Origin of the sequence: Rhodopseudomonas telluris (genome assembly GCF_042432815.1) — a bacterium.
Classification (GTDB): domain Bacteria; phylum Pseudomonadota; class Alphaproteobacteria; order Rhizobiales; family Xanthobacteraceae; genus Rhodopseudomonas; species Rhodopseudomonas telluris.
In genome coordinates this window covers 344325-361699 of the sequence record NZ_JBHLWM010000005.1, presented here as the reverse complement: position 1 = coordinate 361699, position 17375 = coordinate 344325, and the positions used below count along the sequence as shown (strand labels likewise).

Here is a 17375-nt window from a genome sequence, read left to right as displayed (position 1 = left end):
CGGGCGACAGACCCGCGAATGTGGTCGGGGCGTCGGTCACGTTTCTCTCCCTCGTCGTCCCGGGCTTCGAAAGCCTCTTGAATTGAACGATCGGTCAGTCAATTATTATGCGAACATACCATCGTGTCAACGGCCGCCGCGGGCGTCAAACCGCGCAACCAACAAGGCCGCACCAACGGGGAGGACGATCATGAGCCACACGCTGCAAAGCTTCGCGCGCGACACTTGGGTGACGCCGGCGCAGGGGCTGGTCGATATTCCCAGCGCGATCGACGGCCGCGTGGTGGCGCGCGCCTCCAGCGCCGGGCTCGACTTTGCCGCGCTGGTGCGGCACGCCCGCGAGGTCGGCGGGCCGGCGCTCCGCGCGATGAGTTTCCACCAGCGCGCCGACAGGCTGAAGGCGCTCGGCGCGTATCTCACCGAACGCAAGGAACAGCTTTACGCGCTCGCCGCCGACACCGGCGCCAATCGCCGCGACAACGCCATCGACATCGACGGTGGTCTCGTCACGCTCGCGGCCTTCGCGTCGCGCGGCAGGCGTGAGTTGCCGGATTCTAATTTCATCACTGAGGGCGAGGTCGAAGCGCTGTCGAAGCGCGGCAGCTTCGTCGGCCAGCATATTCTCACCCCGCTGCACGGCGTCGCGGTGCATATCAACGCCTTCAACTTCCCGTGCTGGGGTTTGTTGGAAAAGCTGGCGCCGGCGCTGCTCGCCGGCGTGCCGGTGATCGCCAAGCCGGCGACCGCGACGGCCTATGTGGCCGAAGCGCTGGTCAAACTGATCGACGAGTCGAAGCTGTTGCCGCCGGGCGCGCTGCAGCTGGTCTGCGGCGGGCTCGGCGATCTGCTCGATCATCTGAATGGTCAGGATCTGATCGCGTTCACCGGCTCGCTCGAAACCTCGGAGAAGCTGCGCGCGCATCCGAACGTCGCGCGCCACGCGATTCGCTTCATCGCCGAGCGCGATTCACTCAACGCCGCAATCCTCGGACCCGACATCACGCCGGCCGATCCGGAATTCGACCTGTTCGTCCGCGAGATCGTGCGCGAGATGACCGCCAAGGCCGGGCAGAAATGCACTGCGATCCGCCGCGTGCTGGTGCCGCGCGCGCAGCAGGCTGCGGTGATCGATGCGCTCAAGGCGAAGCTCGCCGAGGTCAAGCTCGGCGATCCGCGCAGCAACGACAAGGCGATGGGCCCGCTGGTCAGCCGCGGTCAGCGCGACGCGGTGCGCGCCGCGATCGCCACGCTGCAGAGCGAGGCCGAGATCGTGTTCGGCGATCCGGAAACAGCGGCCGGCGAGGGCATCGACGCGCAGGTCGGCGCCTACATGGCGCCGGTGCTGCTGCGCGCGCGCGAGCCGATGGCGGCCAAGCACGTCCATGCTACCGAAGCGTTCGGCCCTGTCGCGACCGTGCTGGCCTATGACGACGTCGGTCAGGCGATCGAGCTGGTCCGGCGCGGTGAGGGCAGTCTGGTGGCGTCGCTGTTCACCTATGAGGATGCCGTCGCTGAGCAGATGATCCTCGGCCTCGCGCCGTTTCACGGCCGGCTGCTGATCGTCGATCGCGACGATGCGGCGGAATCGACCGGCCATGGCACGCCGCTGCCGGCGCTGCTGCATGGCGGCCCCGGCCGTGCCGGCGGCGGCGAGGAGCTCGGCGGCTTGCGCAGCGTGGTTCACTACATGCAGCGCACCGCGATCCAGGCCTCGCCGCGGCGCCTCGCCAAGCTGACCGGCACCTGGACCCGCGGCGCCCCCGCCGCCGCGACGGCCGTGCATCCGTTCAAGCTGAACTACAACGAGCTCCAGATCGGCCAGAGCATCGAGACCGAAAGCCGGCCGATCACGCTCGACGATATCGAGCACTTCGCGCACTTCACCGGCGACACCTTCTACGCCCACATGGACGAGGCGGCGGCGAAGGCCAACCCGTTCTTCCCCGGCCGCGTCGCGCACGGCTATCTGATCCTCGCCTTCGCCGCCGGCCTGTTCGTCGATCCGGCGCCGGGCCCGCTGCTCGCCAATTACGGCCTCGACAATCTGCGCTTCCTCAAGCCGGTGTCGCCCGATGATACGATCAAGGTGAAGCTGACGGTGAAGCAGAAATCCGCGGCGCGGCGGCCCGAATATGGCGAGGTGCGCTGGGACGTCGAGGTGGTGAACCAGAATAACGAGCCGGTGGCGCGCTATGATCTGTTGACGATGAGCGCACGTCCGGCCGCATAGCTCGCGACGGCGAAATCTGGCAGAACACGGCGCCGCGCGTTGCGGCGTCCTGCCGGAGTTCGATCATGAGCGAAACCGCCACCCCCGTGTTCAAGACGGTCGAGGCGCGCTGCGTGCGCCTGCACGCCAAGGCGAGCGACGCCGCGGCGATCGCGCCCGCGATTGAGCGTCTGCCGCTGGCGCGCCGCGCCGAGACCGAGGTGCTGATCGAGCTGCGCGCCGCCGCGGTCAATCCGTCCGACGTCAAGGCCGCGACCGGGCTGATGCCCTACGCGGTGTTTCCGCGCACGCCGGGCCGCGACTACGCCGGCGTGGTGATCGACGGCCCGACCGACTGGATCGGCCGCGACGTGTTTGGCTCGTCCGGCGACCTCGGCATCCGCCGCGACGGCACGCACGCGACGCATCTGGTGGTGCAGGCCGCGGCGCTGGTCGAGAAGCCGGCAAGCGTGTCGTGGGAGGAGGCGGCCGGCATCGGCGTGCCGTTCGTCACCGCCGCCGAAGGCCTGCGACGCGCCGCGCTGGCGAGCGGCGAGACGCTGGTGATCATGGGCATCAACGGCAAGGTCGGGCAGGCGGCCGCGCAGATCGCGACCTGGCGCGGCGCCCGCGTGATCGGCGTGGTGCGCAAGCCGGAGCCTTACGCCGGTTACGCCAGCGCGCCGGTCGAGATGATCGACTCGTCGTCCGTGGACGTTGCCGCGCGCGTGCGCGAGCTGACCGGCGGCAAGGGCGCCGACGTGGTGTTCAACACCGTCGGCGATCCGTATTTCGCCGCGGCGAACGCAGCGCTCGGTCTGAAGGGCCGCCAGATTTTGATCGCCGCCGTCAAGCGCATCGTCGAATTCGACATCCTCGCCTTCTACCGCGCCCAGCACACCTATGTCGGCATCGACACGCTCGGCTTCTCGTCGATCGCCACCGGCGACGTGCTCCGCACCCTCGGCCCTGGCTTCGCGAGCGGCGCCCTGCAGCCGTTTCCGATCGTTCCCGGCGCGATCTATCCGCTCGACCAGGCGCAAGCCGCCTACCACGCCGTCGCCAACTCCTCCCGCGACCGTGTCGTGCTGCGACCGGAATAGAAGCGAAGTAGCATCCACCGCTCAGCCACGTGGGTCGTGATGACGCCATCCACCGGCCTATCGCGCTTCCACCCACCTCTCCCGGTCATTCCGGGGGGCGCGCAGCGCGAACCCGGAATCCATACCCCCTGGAGTCACGGCAAGCGCACAGCGCGGCGACACCGAGCTTCACAACGCAGCACAGGGGTTATGGATTCCGGGCTCCCGCGCTCCGCGCGTGCCCCGGAATGACGAACGAGAGGCCTTGAGTTGCTGCGAAGTAAGCGTTCGCCATCCGTGTAGCTCAATGCCCAACCCCGAGTCGCAGCGCGCTCCCTCTCCCGCCTGCGGGAGAGGGCTGGGGTGAGGGCGCCCCGAGCACTGAATCCGCGACTCGCGGAGCAGAGTGCCCTCACCCGGATCGCTGCGCGATCCGACCTCTCCCGCAAGCGGGAGAGGTGGATGAACGCGCGCCCCGGACTCACGAACGTAGCATGGGGGCGCAGGTGCACTTGACAAAATTCCTAAAAGGACTATAGTCCGCCTCAACCCGTCCCGGGGAGAGGGGCGAAACGCGATCGTCACGGTTCGCGGGGCGGGGGGCGATGGACGCGGCAGCGTCAGGCGGGGACGTGAAGGCAGGGCGGGCTCTCTTCCACTGGAAGATCCCGTGAGCCGACACCGAAGCGCTGACGACCACGTTGCCGCGGACGGCAAAGGCGTGTGGTCCTGATGTCCCGCGTGGCATCAAGCCCCGACCAGCTGTCATGCTTCCACCGAAGCGGACACCACAGTCGGACGCGACGGCGACCAAAAACCGTGTCGGGCGCCGGGGAGAGCACGAGATAAGCCGGAAGCACCATCGCGCGCGGAACGCCGGATGTTCTCCGGTGTGACCGTGGTTTTGAACTCGTGTGCTTTTTACTTACGCACACGAGGCCGCGGGTGCATCGGGCACCCGGCGTTCCGCGCGCCCTCTTCCCAAAGAGGGCGAAGGGATCGCAGCAAACCTCGGGCGCGACGCGCCGCGAGAATGCGGGCGCGTGGCTGCGTGGGGCTGTTGCGTAGTCGTGGCTGTTTCGTTCTGCGCAAAGCTATGGCGATTGATCTTTGAAGAGCGTCGAAGGGGCTGTTTGATAGTTGAATATGTTCGACGTGGAGCACGGGCTTTCCGCATCCTCCCCCGTCATCGCCCGGCTTGACCGGGCGACCCAGTATCCCAGAGCGCTCGTTGGAGCGCCGTGCCTTCTCCTCCACCGCTCTGCGATCCATGAGCACCCGCTTTCGCGGGTGATGACGGCTTCTTTCTTGGGAGCGCCTCGACCTTCACCCTGCCGTCATGCGCCGCTCCTCACTCCGCCTGCCGCGTCACGATCTTCACCTCCGAGGTCAGCGTCCGGTGCACCGGGCATTTGTCGGCGATCTCGATCAGCTTGGCGCGCTGCTCGGCGTCGAGATCTCCCTCGAACGCGATGATGCGTTCGATGCGGTCGAGCAGGCCGACCTTGGTTTCGCAGTCGGCGCAGTCCTCGGCGTGGATCTTGGCGTGGCTCAGCGTCACGGTGGTGCGCTCCAGCGGCAGCTGCTTGCGGTCGGCATAGAGCCGCACCGTCATCGAGGTGCAGGCGCCGAGCGCCGACAGCAGCAGGTCGTAAGGTCCGGGTCCGGAATCCGCACCGCCGACCGAGACCGGCTCGTCGGCGCGCAGCCGATGCGGCCCGACGCTGATCGCGTTCTGGAACTTGCCGCCGCCGGTCTCCTGCACCACGACGCTGCGCGGCACTTCCGGCGCGCCGGCGGGGGCTGCGACGGGCTTGGCGGCGTCGAGATAGCGCTCGGCCCAGGCGGCGATCACGTCGGCCGCGTAGCTGGCATCGCGGCGATCGCCGAGCAGGTGATCGGCATGATCGAGCGAGACGAAGCTCTTCGGATGCTTGGCGGCGAGGAACAGCTTGGTGGCGTTGTCGATGCCGACGGTGTCGTCGCCGGGCGCGTGCAGGATCAGCAGCGCCTTGTGCAGCTTGCCGACCTGCGCCAGCAGATTGTGCTCGGCGGCGTCGTCGAGAAACTCGCGCTTGATGGTGAAGGGCCGGCCGGCGAGCGACACCTCGACGCTGCCCTCTGTGCGGATCGTGTCGACATGCTCGGCGAACAGATGCGTGACATGCGACGGATCGGACGGCGCCGCGATGGTCGCGACCGCCTTGGCCTCGGGGATCTGCGCCGCAGCCGCCAGCACCGCGGCGCCGCCGAGGCTGTGGCCGATCAGCAGCGTCGGGGCCTGATGAACCTGACGCAGATGATCGGCGGCGAGCACCAGATCGGCAACGTTGGAGGAGAACGTCGCATTGGCGAACTCACCCTCGCTGGCGCCGAGCCCGGTGAAGTCGAACCGCAGCACCGCGATGCCGCGCGCCGCCAGTGCCGCAGCGATCCGCCGCGCCGCGAGGTTGTCCTTGCTGCAGGTGAAGCAATGCGCGAACAGCGCGAAGGCGACCGGCGCGGACTCCGGCAGATCGAGCGCCGCGGCGAGCTGATGGCCACCGCTGCCGGTGAATTGAAAACGTTCGGTCGGCATGGGGGCTCCATCATGCGGTCGTCATTGCGAGGAGCGAAGCGACGAAGCAGTCCAGCCCCGTGCACTGCGCTGGATTGCTTCGCTTCGCTCGCAATGACGGAGATAGGAATTGTGCGATCGCGATCAATCGTCCGAGTAGCGCTGTTCCTGCCACGGATCGCCACGATTGTGATAGCCGCGGACTTCCCAGAAGCCGGGCGCATCGTCGTCGCGGAATTCGACCGCCTGCAGCCACTTGGCGCTCTTCCAGAAATACAGATGCGGCACGACCAGGCGCACCGGGCCGCCGTGCTCGGGCTCCAGCGGTTCGCCCGACCACGCATGCACGATCAGCGCATCGGCGGCGGCGAAGTCGTCGAGCGCGAGGTTGGTGGTGTAGCCGTCATAGCTGCGCAGCACGACGTGGCGCGCCTGATCGTGCGGCTGGCAGGCTTCCAGTAGATCGCGTGTGGCAACGCCCTGCCAGCGGTTGTCGTAGCGCGACCAGGTCGTGACGCAATGGATGTCGGAGACGAAGTCCGATTGCGGCTGCGCCATGAACTGCGCCCAGTCCCAGAACAGCGGCTGCGCCACCGCGCCGTAGACGTCGAGCCGCCAGCGCTCGCGACTGATCGGCGGCGTGGTGCCGAGATCGAGCACCGGCCAGTCCTGCGTCAGATGCTGGCCCGGCGGCAGGCGCTGCTCGTCCGGGCGCGCATGGCGCCCGGTGAGAAACTTGCCCTCGGCAGCCCAACGCTGCTTGCTGCGGGTGAGCTTGGACTCCGGCGGTTCTGGTTGATCCGACATGGCTCTCCTGATGACGATTAGTTCGGGCGGCCGAGCAGCAGAGGCAACTGCCGCGGCCCCCGCACCGTTCCCTCCGACCAGCGCACAGCCTTGGTCGGATCGAGCCGGAACTGCGGAATCCGCTTCAGCCACTCCTCGAGCGCGACCGTCATCTCCATCCGCGCCAGATTTGAGCCGACGCAGCGGTGAATGCCAAGCCCGAACGCGACATGCGGATTTTCCTTGCGGTCGATCTTGACGCGGTCGGCATCCGGAAAAATCGCCGGATCGCGGTTCGCGGCCGGGAACGACAGCAGCATCATGTTGCCCGCCTTCACCGGGCAGCCGGCGATCTCGGTGTCCTTCATCACTTCGCGCGCCATCGTCACCGGCGAATAGGCGCGCAGAAATTCCTCGATCGCGGTCGGCATCAATTCAGGCTCGGCGACCAGCCGCGCGCAGTCGTCCGGATGCGCCGCCAGATGCCACAGCGCTGCGCCGATCGCGCTCCAGGTGGTGTCGATGCCGGCGATCAGCAGCAGCCGGAGCGAGCCGAGCACATGCGCGTCGGACAACGGCTGGCCCTTGTCGTCGCGGGCATTCATCAGCGTCGAGATCAGGTCGTCGCTCGGGTGCTGCTTGCGCTGCGCGATATGGCCGGCGAAGTACGTGCTCATCTCGTACACCGCCTTCATCAGCACCGCGTCGTCCTTGATACCGAGCTCGAGGACTTCGTGAATCCAGCGGATGAAGATGTCGCTGTCTCTCTCCGGAATCCCGAGCATGTGGCAGATGGTCTTGACCGGGATATGCTTGCTGTAGGCCGCCGCGGCGTCGCAGCTGTCGTCGGCGATGAAAGCGTCGATCAGCTCGTTGCACAGCTCGCGAACGCGCGGCTCCAGCTTCGCGACCGCGTCCGGCGTGAACGGAGGCAGCAGCAGGCGTTTGGCCGGCTTGTGCTCGGGCGGGTCGGAGGTGATCGGCGGAGCCGGCGGCGGCGAGGCCAGGCGCACTTCGCGCACGATGATCCGTCGCGACGAGAAATGCTCGGTGTCGTAGGAGATTTCCTTCACCGCCGCGAAGGTCGTCGGCATGTAGCAGCCGAGATAGCGGTTGGTGTGGACGACGGGGCTGGCGCTGCGGAGCTCGTCCCAGATCGGGTAGGGGTTCTCGGTCCAGCGCGGGTCGGTATGGTCGAAATCGTGAATCCAGTCAGTGACAGGTGCTCTCTCGGTCATCGGGCGTGTCCTCGGGTTCGTTGCTGCTGCGGTCTGCGCCGCGGTTGGTACGAAGCGGAGATCAGCTCTCGCTGACCTCGATCGCGACTTCCGGACAGTTCGACCTGGCGAGCCAGGCCTTCTCTGTCAGTTCAGCAGGGACGGTCCCGTCGCCCTTCTCGTGAGCGTTGCCGTAGTCGTCGAGGTCGAACAATTCGGGAGCCAGCGCCTTGCAGCGCGCGTGGCCCTGGCATTTGTCCTGATCGACGTGGATCTTGAGCGTGTCGGACATGCGGCGTTTCCTCATCGCCCGCCTTGATGGCAGGTCGGGTTGTCGTAACGCGCCGAGAGTAGCACAGCGCGTTACAACCGCCAGTGTCCTGCGGACCGCGTTACAGGCTCGCGGGCGCGGGCCGCGGGTCGATCGGCGTCGCCCCGCGCAGGCCGAGGATGTCCTCGAGCACGGCGGCGCCGGCGAGCAGCCCGGCCTCGTTGCGCGGCCGCGCGACCATCTGCAGGCCGACCGGCAGGCCCGAGGCGGTGAAGCCGCAGGGCAGCGACAGCGCGGGGCAGCACACCAGCGTGATCGCATAGACGATGCCGAGCCACTCGACGTAGTTGTCGAACTTGTGGCCGTTGCATTCGGCGAGGTAGCGCTGCTCGACCGGGAACGGCGCGGTGATCGTCGCGGGGCACAGCAGCAGGTCGTAGGTCTTGAAGAATTCGACGGTCCGGGCCGTCATCGTGACACGCTGGGCTTCGGCCTTGGCGAGATCGTCGACGCTGAGCGCGAGGCCCTGCTCGATGTTCCAGATCACCTCGGGCTTCAGCAGGTCGCGCTTGGTGCGCAGCAGCTCCGCTTTGCTAATGGCGAAGTCAAAAGCGCGCAGCACGTGGAAACACTCGTGCGCTTCGGAGAGATCGGGCTGTGCCTGTTCGACGATGACGCCGGCTTCGGCGAACCGCTCGGCCGCCTTGCGGGTGATCGCGGCGACTTCCGGATCGACCGGGGTGATGCCGAGATCCGGCGAGTAGGCGACGCGCAGCGGCCTGGTGCGGGCCCGCGCTGCAGCAAGAAAGGAGGAGGCAGGCGAGGGCAGCGACAGCGGGTCGGAGGCGTGCTCGCCGCTCATCGCGTCGAGCAGCAACGCGACGTCTTCGACATTGCGCGCCATCGGGCCATTCACCCCGAGATTGCGGTCGATCGCCGCGGCTGGCGTGTGCGCGACGCGGCCGAAGCTCGGGCGCAGGCCGACGATGCCGCAGAAGCTCGCCGGATTGCGCAGCGAGCCCCCCATGTCGGAGCCCTGCGCGAGCCAAGCCGTGCCCGAGGCGAGCGCGGCGGCGGCACCGCCCGACGACCCCGCGGCCGAGCGCGACAGATCCCAGGGATTGCGCGTCGCGCCGAACACTTCGTTGAACGTGTTGGCGCCGGCGCCGAATTCCGGCGTGTTGGACTTGGCATAGACCAGCGCGCCGTTGTGCTCGAGATGCTCGACCATCAGATCCGACTGCACCGGGATATTATCCTTGTAGATCGGCGACCCCTGCGTGGTGAGCACCCCCGCGACCGCGGTGAGATCCTTGATCGGCAGCGGCAAGCCGGCGAGCAGGCCGCGCTCGGCGGCCGGTCTCTTCATCAGCTCGGCCGCGCGATCGCGGGCGCGATCGAAGCACAGCGTCGGCAGCGCGTTGACGGCGCCGTCCACCTCCGAAATCCTCTGCTCCAGCGTGTCCAGCAGATCGAGCGGTGTGACCTCGCCGGCCTTCAGCTTGTCGACGATCGCACACGCGGTTTCCCGCACCAGAGCCGGATCTGCACTCACCCTGTGAACTCCCCTGAGTTGATTGTAGGCACCATGCGACTACATGAATGCCGCCGCGAGACTAGACGCATTGGGTAGCCCGGATCGCTTCCCAAGCCGCAGGTTCGGGCCTTATATCGCGCCATGGGTCTCTTCTCACATAACGACTCGAACGGCCACAACCTGTCCGAGTTCTGGCAATTGTCGCAGCGGTTCTGGCTCGGCGGCAAGCCCCGGGTCACCGGCCTGATCGTCGTGATGATCGGCGTCGTGCTCGCCCAATTGGCGGTGCAGTTCTATCTAAACCAATGGAATAGGCACTTTTTCGACGCGCTGGAACGGCGCGACGGGGCCGAGCTCTGGACTCAAACTTTCGTGTTTCTGGTCTTGGCCTGCACCAGCATTTTCCTGGCCGCCACCTCGGTCTGGGCGCGGATGACCGGGCAGCGCAAATGGCGCGAGTCGATGACCCGTGCGATCCTCGAGCGCTGGTCGCTGCGCAGCCATGCGGCGCCGATGAACGGCCATGATCACAGCGCCGAGAATCCGGAATACCGTCTCGCCGAGGACGTCCGGGTCGCGACCGACGCGCCGGTCGACCTGATCCTGGCGCTGCTGTCGTCGGTGCTGACGGCGCTGACCTTCTTCGGCGTGCTGTGGAGCGTCGGCGGCAGCATCGGCGTGAGCGTGTTCGGCAGCCGCATCGACATCCCGGGCTATCTGGTGCTCGGCGTGATCGGCTATTCGAGCCTGATGACGGCGCTGATGCTCTGGTTCGGCCGCCGCATGACCAGCATCAGCGAGCAGCGTAATCAGAATGAGGCCGAATTCCGTGCCGCTGCCGAGGTGCTGCGCGGCTGCGACCCGGGCGGCGAGGGCCGCGAAATCAAATGGATGGCGAGGCTCGATCATCGGCTGCAGGCCGTGCTGCGGTCATGGCGCGACTTGTGCTGGCAGCTCGTCGACATGACGCTGGTGTCGCACGCCAACTTCCTGTTCGCGCCGGTGGCTGCGTATTTCCTGTGCTTTCCGAAATATCTCAGCGGCGCGATGTCGCTGGGCGAAGTCACGCAGAGCGCCGCCGCATTCGTCACCGTGCAGGGAGCCGTGAACTGGCTGGTGGACAACTATCAGCGTATCGCCGATTGGCGCTCGTCCGCCAACCGCGTCGCGGCTTTGCTCGCCGCGATCGATAATATGCCGGCGCAGGGTGACACGCAGACGGCTATGCGGTCGTAGCGCCGCGCGCGTGCCGGATGACGTCGGCGTACCAGTCGAACGACGCCTTCGGGATTCGCTTGAGGGTCGGATAGTCCATGAAGACCAGGCCGAAGCGCACGCCGTAGCCGGACTCCCACTCGAAATTATCGAGCAGCGACCAGACGAAGTAGCCGCGCACGTCGGCGCCTGCGGCCAGTGCGGCGTCGAGGCCGGAAATGTAGTCGCGCAGGAAGGCGATGCGGCCGGAGTCGATCACTTGGCCATTGGCGTCGAGCTTCTCCAGCGTCGAGCCGAAGCCGTTCTCGGTGACGTAGACTGGCTTGCCGTAACGGTGGCTCACTTCGATCAGCGTATCCCGGAAGGCGTCGGGCTCGATCGTCCAGTCGATCGGCGTGCGCGGAATATCGGCTGGCTTCGGGCCCCAGCCGAGGCCGACGATCGCATTCGGGTCGGAGTTGATATAGACCGGGCTGTAGTGATTGACGCCGATCCAGTCGAGTGGGCGAAAGATCGCCTGCATGTCGCCGGGTCGAACGTGCGGCGCGATCGCGTCCCGGATCATGGCCGGGTACTCACCGAGATATTGCGGATCGGTGAAGGCGCGATTCCAGTAATCGCCGATCAGCGCAGCCTCGGCGACGTCTTCAGGCTTGTCGCTCGACGGACAGATTGGCTGATAGTTGCTCACCAGGCCGATCTTCGCGTCCTTGACGGTCTCGCGCAGCGCATCGACCGCGGCGCCGTGGGCGAGATTCACGTGGTGGATCCAGCGATGCAGCTTGTCGTCGGCGGTGCGGTCGCGCGCGCCGAACGAGCGGGCGAACAGGCTGAAGATGCCCGGCTCGTTGAAGGTGGCGAAGTGCTTGACACGGTGGCCATAGCGCCGGCCGACCAGCCGCGCATAGTCGGCGAACCAGCCGACAATGTCGCGGTTGAGCCAACCGCCGCGATCTTCCAGCGCCTGCGGCAGGTCCCAGTGATACAGGCAGATCCAGGGCTCGATGCCGGCGGCGTGAAGCTCGTCGATCAGCCGGTCGTAGAATGCAAGGCCGGCTTCGTTGACCGCGCCGGTGCCCTGCGGAAGCACGCGGGGCCAGGCGATCGAGAACCGATAGGCCTGCAGGCCGAGCGCCTTCATCAGCGCGACGTCTTCCTTGTAGCGATGATAGTGATCGCAGGCGACGTCGCCGGTGTCGTTGTTGGCGACCTGTCCGGTCCGGCAATACGTGTCCCAGATGCTGGGGCCGCGGCCGTCTTCGTTCGCGGCGCCTTCGATCTGGAAGCTTGCGGTCGAAGCACCCCAGATGAAATTTGGCTTGACGTGCGACAGCGATGGAAGAGCCTGCATCGACTCGTTGATCTTCGCTGCGAGCTCGTCCATGGCCTCTCTCCGCGTTGTTTGCTCCGCGCTGTGATACGCCCCACGAAAGGATGAGGCGCTTGCGCTGGATCAAACCGCGGCGTTGTGCCGCCCGCGATGACGCCGGTGTGGCACGCGGAGCCCGGCGTCGGCGCGTGCTACGCTCATGGCAGCATTGCGCCGGCGTCAGATCATGTGCAGTGCGGCTACAAGTAGCCTTCGCCGGCTTCCGCCGCGAAGCGCGCCGGATCGCCTTCCCACACGATCCGCGCGTGTTCGAGCACGTAAACGCGGTCCGCGTGCGGCAGTGCGAAGGTGACGTTTTGCTCGCCGAGCAGCACGGTGATCGGCGTGGTCTGCCGAAGTCTCTCGAGCGCCTTCGATAATTGTTCGAGGATCACCGGAGCGAGGCCGAGTGTCGGCTCGTCGAGGATCAGGATCTTCGGCTTCATCATCAACGCGCGGCCGATCGCGAGCATCTGCTGTTCGCCGCCCGACAGCGTCTGCGCCATCTGGCTTTGCCGCTCCTTGAGGATCGGAAACAGCTCGAACAGCCAGGCGAGCTGCGCTTCGCGCTCCGCGTCGGGCAACGCCTGGCCGCCGAGGTCGAGATTTTCCCGCACGCTCATCTCGCCGAACAGCTCGCGCGACTCGGGACACTGCACGATGCCGCCACGCGCGATCTTGGCCGGTGAAATGCCGCGCAGCTTCTCGCCGCCGCGCACGATCTCGCCGGTGTAGGGCAGGAAACCGGAGATGGTATTGAACAGCGTGGTCTTGCCGGCGCCGTTGAGGCCGACGACCGAGACGAACTCGCCTTCGTGCACGTGGATCGAGACGTTTTCCAGCGCCTGCGCCTTGCCGTAAAGCACGCTGACGTTTTCGACCTGCAGCAGCGGCACCTTGTCCTTGAAGTTGGTCTCCGGCCGCGCCGAGGTCTCGATTTTGCCACCAAGATACACCCGCCGCACGGTCTCGTTCTTCATCACGTCGGCGGCGGCGCCGGTGCAGATCTCTTCGCCGAGATACATCGCGAGCACGCGGTCGACCAGCGCGGCGACGCTCTTGACGTTGTGATCGACCAGCAGCACCGCGCGGCCTTCGTCGCGGAAGCTTGCGATCAGATCGGAGAACACGCCGACTTCAGTCAGCGTCAGCCCAGCGAACGGCTCGTCCACGAGCACCACCTTGGGATCACGTGCGATCGCCTTGGCGAGTTCGAGACGCCGCAGATCGGCGAACGGCAGCGTCGGAGGCTTGCGCCGCATCACCGCGCCGAGGCCGACACGCTCGGCGATCGCTTCGGCACGTTCGGCCAGCGCCTTGTCGTGAAACAGGGCCAGCAGGCTGTCCGGCAGCAGCGCCACCATGATGTTCTCCAGCACGGTCTGCCTGTTCAGCGGCCGCGAATGTTGAAACACCATGCCGAAACCCTTGCGGGCGATCTTGTGTGCGGGCAGGCCGGCGATGTTCTCGCCCTCGAACACGACTTCGCCGGACGTCGGCCGCTCGATCCCCATCAGCGATTTCATCGCGGTTGATTTGCCTGAACCGTTCGGCCCGATCAGCCCGAAGATCTCGCCGGCATGCAGCTCGAACGACAAGTTCTTCACAGCGGTGAGGCCGCCGAATTTCTTGGTGAGGCCGCGCGCTTCGAGCACCGGCGCGAAGTTGCTGGCGTCCATCAGGTGCGCGCCTCTCGCGGAGTTGTCTCTCGAGACATGGCGGCGCCGAGGAAGCCGCCGGGAAAGAACAGCACGACGAGCAGCGCGATCGCCGAGACGATGAAGGTGGCGAGTTCGCCGGTCGGCCGCAGGAATTCGCCGGCGACGATCAGGAAGATCGCGCCGAGCGCCGCGCCCAGCACGGTGCGCCGCCCACCGAGCACGGCCGCGACGATGACGTTCACGCCGACGGCGATGTCGACCACGGTGCCCACCGAGGCAGTACCGAAGTAGAACACCAGCAAGGCACCGGCGAGGCCGGAGAAGAAAGCGCTGACCACGAAGGCGAACAGCTTGTGCTTGACGATGTTGAAGCCCAGCGCGCCCGCTTGCACCGGATCCTGGCCCGAGGCCTGCAGCACGAGGCCGATCGGCGATTGCGAAAGGCCGTAGAGGATCGCGGCGCTGACGGTCATGAAGCCGAGCGCGATCCAGTAATTGGCGCTGGCGCTGATGGTGATGACGTCCGGGATTGTGAGGCCGATCTCGCCGCCGGTAAGGTCTGCGAACACCACGATGAAGTTCTGCAGCATCAGCACCGCGACCAGCGTGGTCAGGCCGAAATACGGGCCGCGCACCCGCAGCGCCGGCAGCGCAAGCACGAAGCCGGCGACCACCGACGCCATCGCGCCGATGAAGATGCAGAAATAGGGCGAGACGCCATATTGGTTGTTGATGATACCCGCGGTGTAGGCGCCGACGCCGATCAGGAAGGTCGGGCCGAAGTTGACCTCGCCGGCGAAGCCGAACAACAGGTCCCAGGCCATCGCGAACACGCCGAAGTAATACGCGACGGTTAGCAAGCCGAGAATGTAGCCCGAGACGTAAAGCGGCAGCGTCGAGGCGACCGCGACCACGACCAGCGCGATCCAGAACAGCCGCGTCCTGAAGAATCCCATCTCAGCGCCTCCCCAGCAGGCCCTGCGGCCGCAGATACATCACGATCACCAGCAACAGCAGCGCCGGAATGCTCCGATAGGCCGGGGAGATCATGTAAGCTGTGAAGGTTTCGAGATAGCCGACCACGAAGGCGGCGATCAGCGAGCCCGAGACGCTGCCGAGCCCGCCCAGCACCACGATCGAGAACGCACTCGCCGTCAGCGGGCCGACGCTATAGGACGACACGCCGAGGAACATGCCGAGCAGCACGCCGGCAATGCCGGCCAGGACACCGTAGATCGCCCACACCACGACGTAGATGTTGGTGAGCTCCAGCCCGAGCAGCGTTACGCCGCGCGGGTTCATCGAGGCCGCCAGCACCGCCTTCCCCATCTTGGTGCGGTTCACCAGCAGCCAGAGCATCGCGATCACCAGGCAGCATACCAGCGCCGTGAAGATCTCGTTGCGCGGCGTGCGTACGCCGAAGATTTCGACCACGCCCTGCACGATCGGCAGCACCGTCTTGGCGTTGTTGGTGAAGAAGTAGGCGATGGCCTCCTGGATCATGATGCCCCAGAGCAGCGTGCCGGTGAGGACGAAGATCTCCTTTTCCTCATTGGCGATTCGTCGCGAGCGCTGGATCGGCTGCACCACCGCGAAATAGGTGAGCAGCGCCGCGACCAATGCGGTGGCCACGCCGATCAAGGCGCCGAGATAATTGCCGACACCGAACGTGCTCGACGCCGCCCACGCCGCCACCGCTGCGGCCACCATGATGGCGCCGTGCGACAGGTTGAGGACGCCCGACACGCCGAAGATCAGCGTGAAGCCGGTGGCGCCGAGCGCGTACAGTGCGCTGATGGCGAAACCGTCGATCAGGATTTGCAGGGGGAGCATTCAGGGCCTTCTGTGCAAACGGACTTCACGTTCGTCATTCCGGGACACGCCTCTCGGCGCGGGCCCGGAATCCATACTCCCGGCGGTGGTTATGGATTCCGGGCTCGCGCTCCGCGCGCCCCGGAATGACGTGGTGAGGGTGCCGATAAAGAAATGCTCCCGGCTTGCGACCGGGAGCATAACCTCCACCACTCAGTTCTCGGTGACCTTGATGAAGGCCGGGAACTTGATCTTGGCCTTGGCGACTTCCGGCGGCCACACCGCGACCTGCTGGCCATCCTGCCACTGCAGGATCAGGCCGGTGATCAGGCCCTTGCCGTACTTCAGGCCGTGGGTGAACGGCTCGTCCTTGCCATAGAACTGGACGCGGCCAATGGTGCCTTCGTAATCGGTCTTTTCCAGCGCCTCGACCAGCTTGTCGCCGTCGGTTGACCCGGCGCGTTTCACCGCATCGGCGATGTAATAGACTTCGTCATAGGCGGTGTAGCCGGCGTAGGACGGATAGTTGCCGAATTTGGCCTTGAAGGCGTCGGCGAACGGCACCGATTTCGGCGTCACCGCGACGCCCGTTCCCGACACGCCCTGATAGAGCACGCCGTCGGAGGCGTTGTTGGTGTCCTTGCCGAACGTCGAGTTGGTGGCCTGCGAGGAGATGCCGAACATCGGGATCGGCACCTGCTGGTTCTTCCACTGCACCGTCGGCTGCACGCCGACATGCGAGATGCCGGTGATGATCACATCGGGCTTGGAGGACTCGATCTTGTTGAAGATCGGGGTGAAGTCGGTGGTGTCGGGCGAAAACCGGATGTGATCCAGCACCTTGAGCCCGGCGGTCGGCAGGCACTCCTTGTAGCCGACGTCGAGCGGCTTGGTCCACGCGGCGTCCTCGCTCATGATCACGGCGCTCTTCATCTTGCGCGCGTCGACCAGCAGGTCCTTGCCGGCGTCGCAGACCGACTGGGCCAGCTCCCCCGAAGTCAGATAGCCGTGGAAGGTGTACTTGTTCTTCTCGTAGTCGGCATGGATCGCCTTGGTGATTTCGTTCGATGCCGCACCCGGCGTGATGAAGGGAGTCTTCAACCGCGAGGCCCAGGGCATCAGCGCCAGCACCACTTCGGAGATGTAGCTGGCGATTACGACGTTGACCTTGTCTTCGTTGACGGCGCGCTGGAACGCCCGCACGGAATCCGCCGAAGAGGAGTGGTTGTCGTAGGTGACGATTTCGATCTTGCGGCCGTCGACGCCGCCCTTGGCGTTGATTTCCTCGGCGGCGAGCTGGGCGGCCTGCGGGATTGAGGCGCCGGCGATGGCCTGGGCCTCGGCGATCACGCCGATCTTGATCGGATCCGCAGCCGAAGCTGACGAGATGCCGACGCCGAACGCCGTCGCCATCACGACGGCACGCATCGACCACGAACGGAGTGAAGGGGGAGCTGCTGTCATGACGTTTCCTCGTTGTTCTTATTTGTCGGGCGCTTTGGCTCCGTTTTTGTGGGCGCGTTGGCCACGGCCTTGTTGATCGGCCTGCGCAGAGTGTAGCGCGCGTTTTGTCGCAGGCAAGCACAATGGGAGATTGCTGATAGTTGTTTATGTGTGCGCTGCAGCGTTGATCGCGCGCGCGGTTTGGTCCACATCCTG

13 protein-coding genes are annotated in these 17375 nt (G+C 66.1%); 3 read left to right on the top strand and 10 right to left on the bottom strand.

The window, feature by feature from the left end:
* Positions 1-190: 190 nt before the first annotated feature.
* The gene (gene paaZ / locus ACFFJ6_RS13160; RefSeq protein ID WP_378388366.1) at positions 191-2230 is read left to right on the top strand and encodes a phenylacetic acid degradation bifunctional protein PaaZ; all 2040 of its coding nucleotides are present in this window, start codon (positions 191-193) and stop codon (positions 2228-2230) included.
* A gap of 65 nt (positions 2231-2295) precedes the next feature.
* Positions 2296-3312, top strand: a complete 1017-nt coding sequence (locus ACFFJ6_RS13155) for a quinone oxidoreductase family protein (RefSeq protein WP_378388364.1) — start codon at positions 2296-2298, stop codon at positions 3310-3312.
* A 1330-nt stretch (positions 3313-4642) separates the two neighbouring features.
* On the opposite strand, the gene ACFFJ6_RS13150 is transcribed toward ACFFJ6_RS13155, so the two are convergent.
* The 5 genes from ACFFJ6_RS13150 to ACFFJ6_RS13130 all read right to left on the bottom strand — a co-directional run bounded on the left by ACFFJ6_RS13150 (position 4643) and on the right by ACFFJ6_RS13130 (position 9677).
* A complete protein-coding gene (locus tag ACFFJ6_RS13150; RefSeq protein WP_378388362.1) occupies positions 4643-5869 on the bottom strand; it encodes a bifunctional alpha/beta hydrolase/OsmC family protein in 1227 nt (408 codons plus the stop codon).
* Positions 5870-5992: 123 nt separating this feature from the next.
* Positions 5993-6655 (bottom strand): sulfite oxidase-like oxidoreductase, encoded by a 663-nt coding sequence (locus ACFFJ6_RS13145; RefSeq protein ID WP_378388360.1) that lies wholly within the window; start codon positions 6653-6655, stop codon positions 5993-5995.
* A gap of 17 nt (positions 6656-6672) precedes the next feature.
* On the bottom strand, positions 6673-7872 hold the full coding sequence (locus tag ACFFJ6_RS13140) for a cytochrome P450 (RefSeq protein ID WP_378388358.1): 1200 nt from the start codon (positions 7870-7872) through the stop codon (positions 6673-6675).
* Positions 7873-7933: 61 nt separating this feature from the next.
* A complete protein-coding gene (locus tag ACFFJ6_RS13135; protein WP_378388356.1) occupies positions 7934-8143 on the bottom strand; it encodes a ferredoxin in 210 nt (69 codons plus the stop codon).
* Between the two features lie 100 nt (positions 8144-8243).
* Entirely contained in the window at positions 8244-9677 is a 1434-nt protein-coding gene (locus ACFFJ6_RS13130; protein WP_378388354.1) for an amidase, read from the bottom strand.
* A 123-nt stretch (positions 9678-9800) separates the two neighbouring features.
* On the opposite strand from ACFFJ6_RS13130, the gene ACFFJ6_RS13125 reads away from it, so the two are divergent.
* Complete coding sequence (locus ACFFJ6_RS13125) at positions 9801-10895, top strand: SbmA/BacA-like family transporter (protein ID WP_378388352.1); 1095 nt, start codon at positions 9801-9803, stop codon at positions 10893-10895.
* Here ACFFJ6_RS13125 and ACFFJ6_RS13120 read toward each other — a convergent pair.
* The 5 genes from ACFFJ6_RS13120 to ACFFJ6_RS13100 all read right to left on the bottom strand — a co-directional run bounded on the left by ACFFJ6_RS13120 (position 10882) and on the right by ACFFJ6_RS13100 (position 17144).
* Entirely contained in the window at positions 10882-12258 is a 1377-nt protein-coding gene (locus tag ACFFJ6_RS13120) for a GH1 family beta-glucosidase (protein ID WP_378388350.1), read from the bottom strand. The genes ACFFJ6_RS13125 and ACFFJ6_RS13120 overlap by 14 nt on opposite strands.
* A 185-nt stretch (positions 12259-12443) precedes the next feature.
* Positions 12444-13922 carry an ATP-binding cassette domain-containing protein gene (locus ACFFJ6_RS13115; protein WP_378388348.1) on the bottom strand — a complete coding sequence of 493 codons (1479 nt, stop codon included), beginning with the start codon at positions 13920-13922 and terminating at the stop codon, positions 12444-12446.
* Entirely contained in the window at positions 13922-14860 is a 939-nt protein-coding gene (locus ACFFJ6_RS13110) for a branched-chain amino acid ABC transporter permease (RefSeq protein WP_378388346.1), read from the bottom strand. Before ACFFJ6_RS13110 ends, ACFFJ6_RS13115 begins: the two co-directional genes overlap by 1 nt.
* A gap of 1 nt (position 14861) precedes the next feature.
* The gene (locus ACFFJ6_RS13105) at positions 14862-15737 is read right to left on the bottom strand and encodes a branched-chain amino acid ABC transporter permease (RefSeq protein WP_378388344.1); all 876 of its coding nucleotides are present in this window, start codon (positions 15735-15737) and stop codon (positions 14862-14864) included.
* Between the two features lie 192 nt (positions 15738-15929).
* Positions 15930-17144, bottom strand: a complete 1215-nt coding sequence (locus ACFFJ6_RS13100) for an ABC transporter substrate-binding protein (RefSeq protein WP_378389672.1) — start codon at positions 17142-17144, stop codon at positions 15930-15932.
* Positions 17145-17375 lie beyond the last annotated feature (231 nt).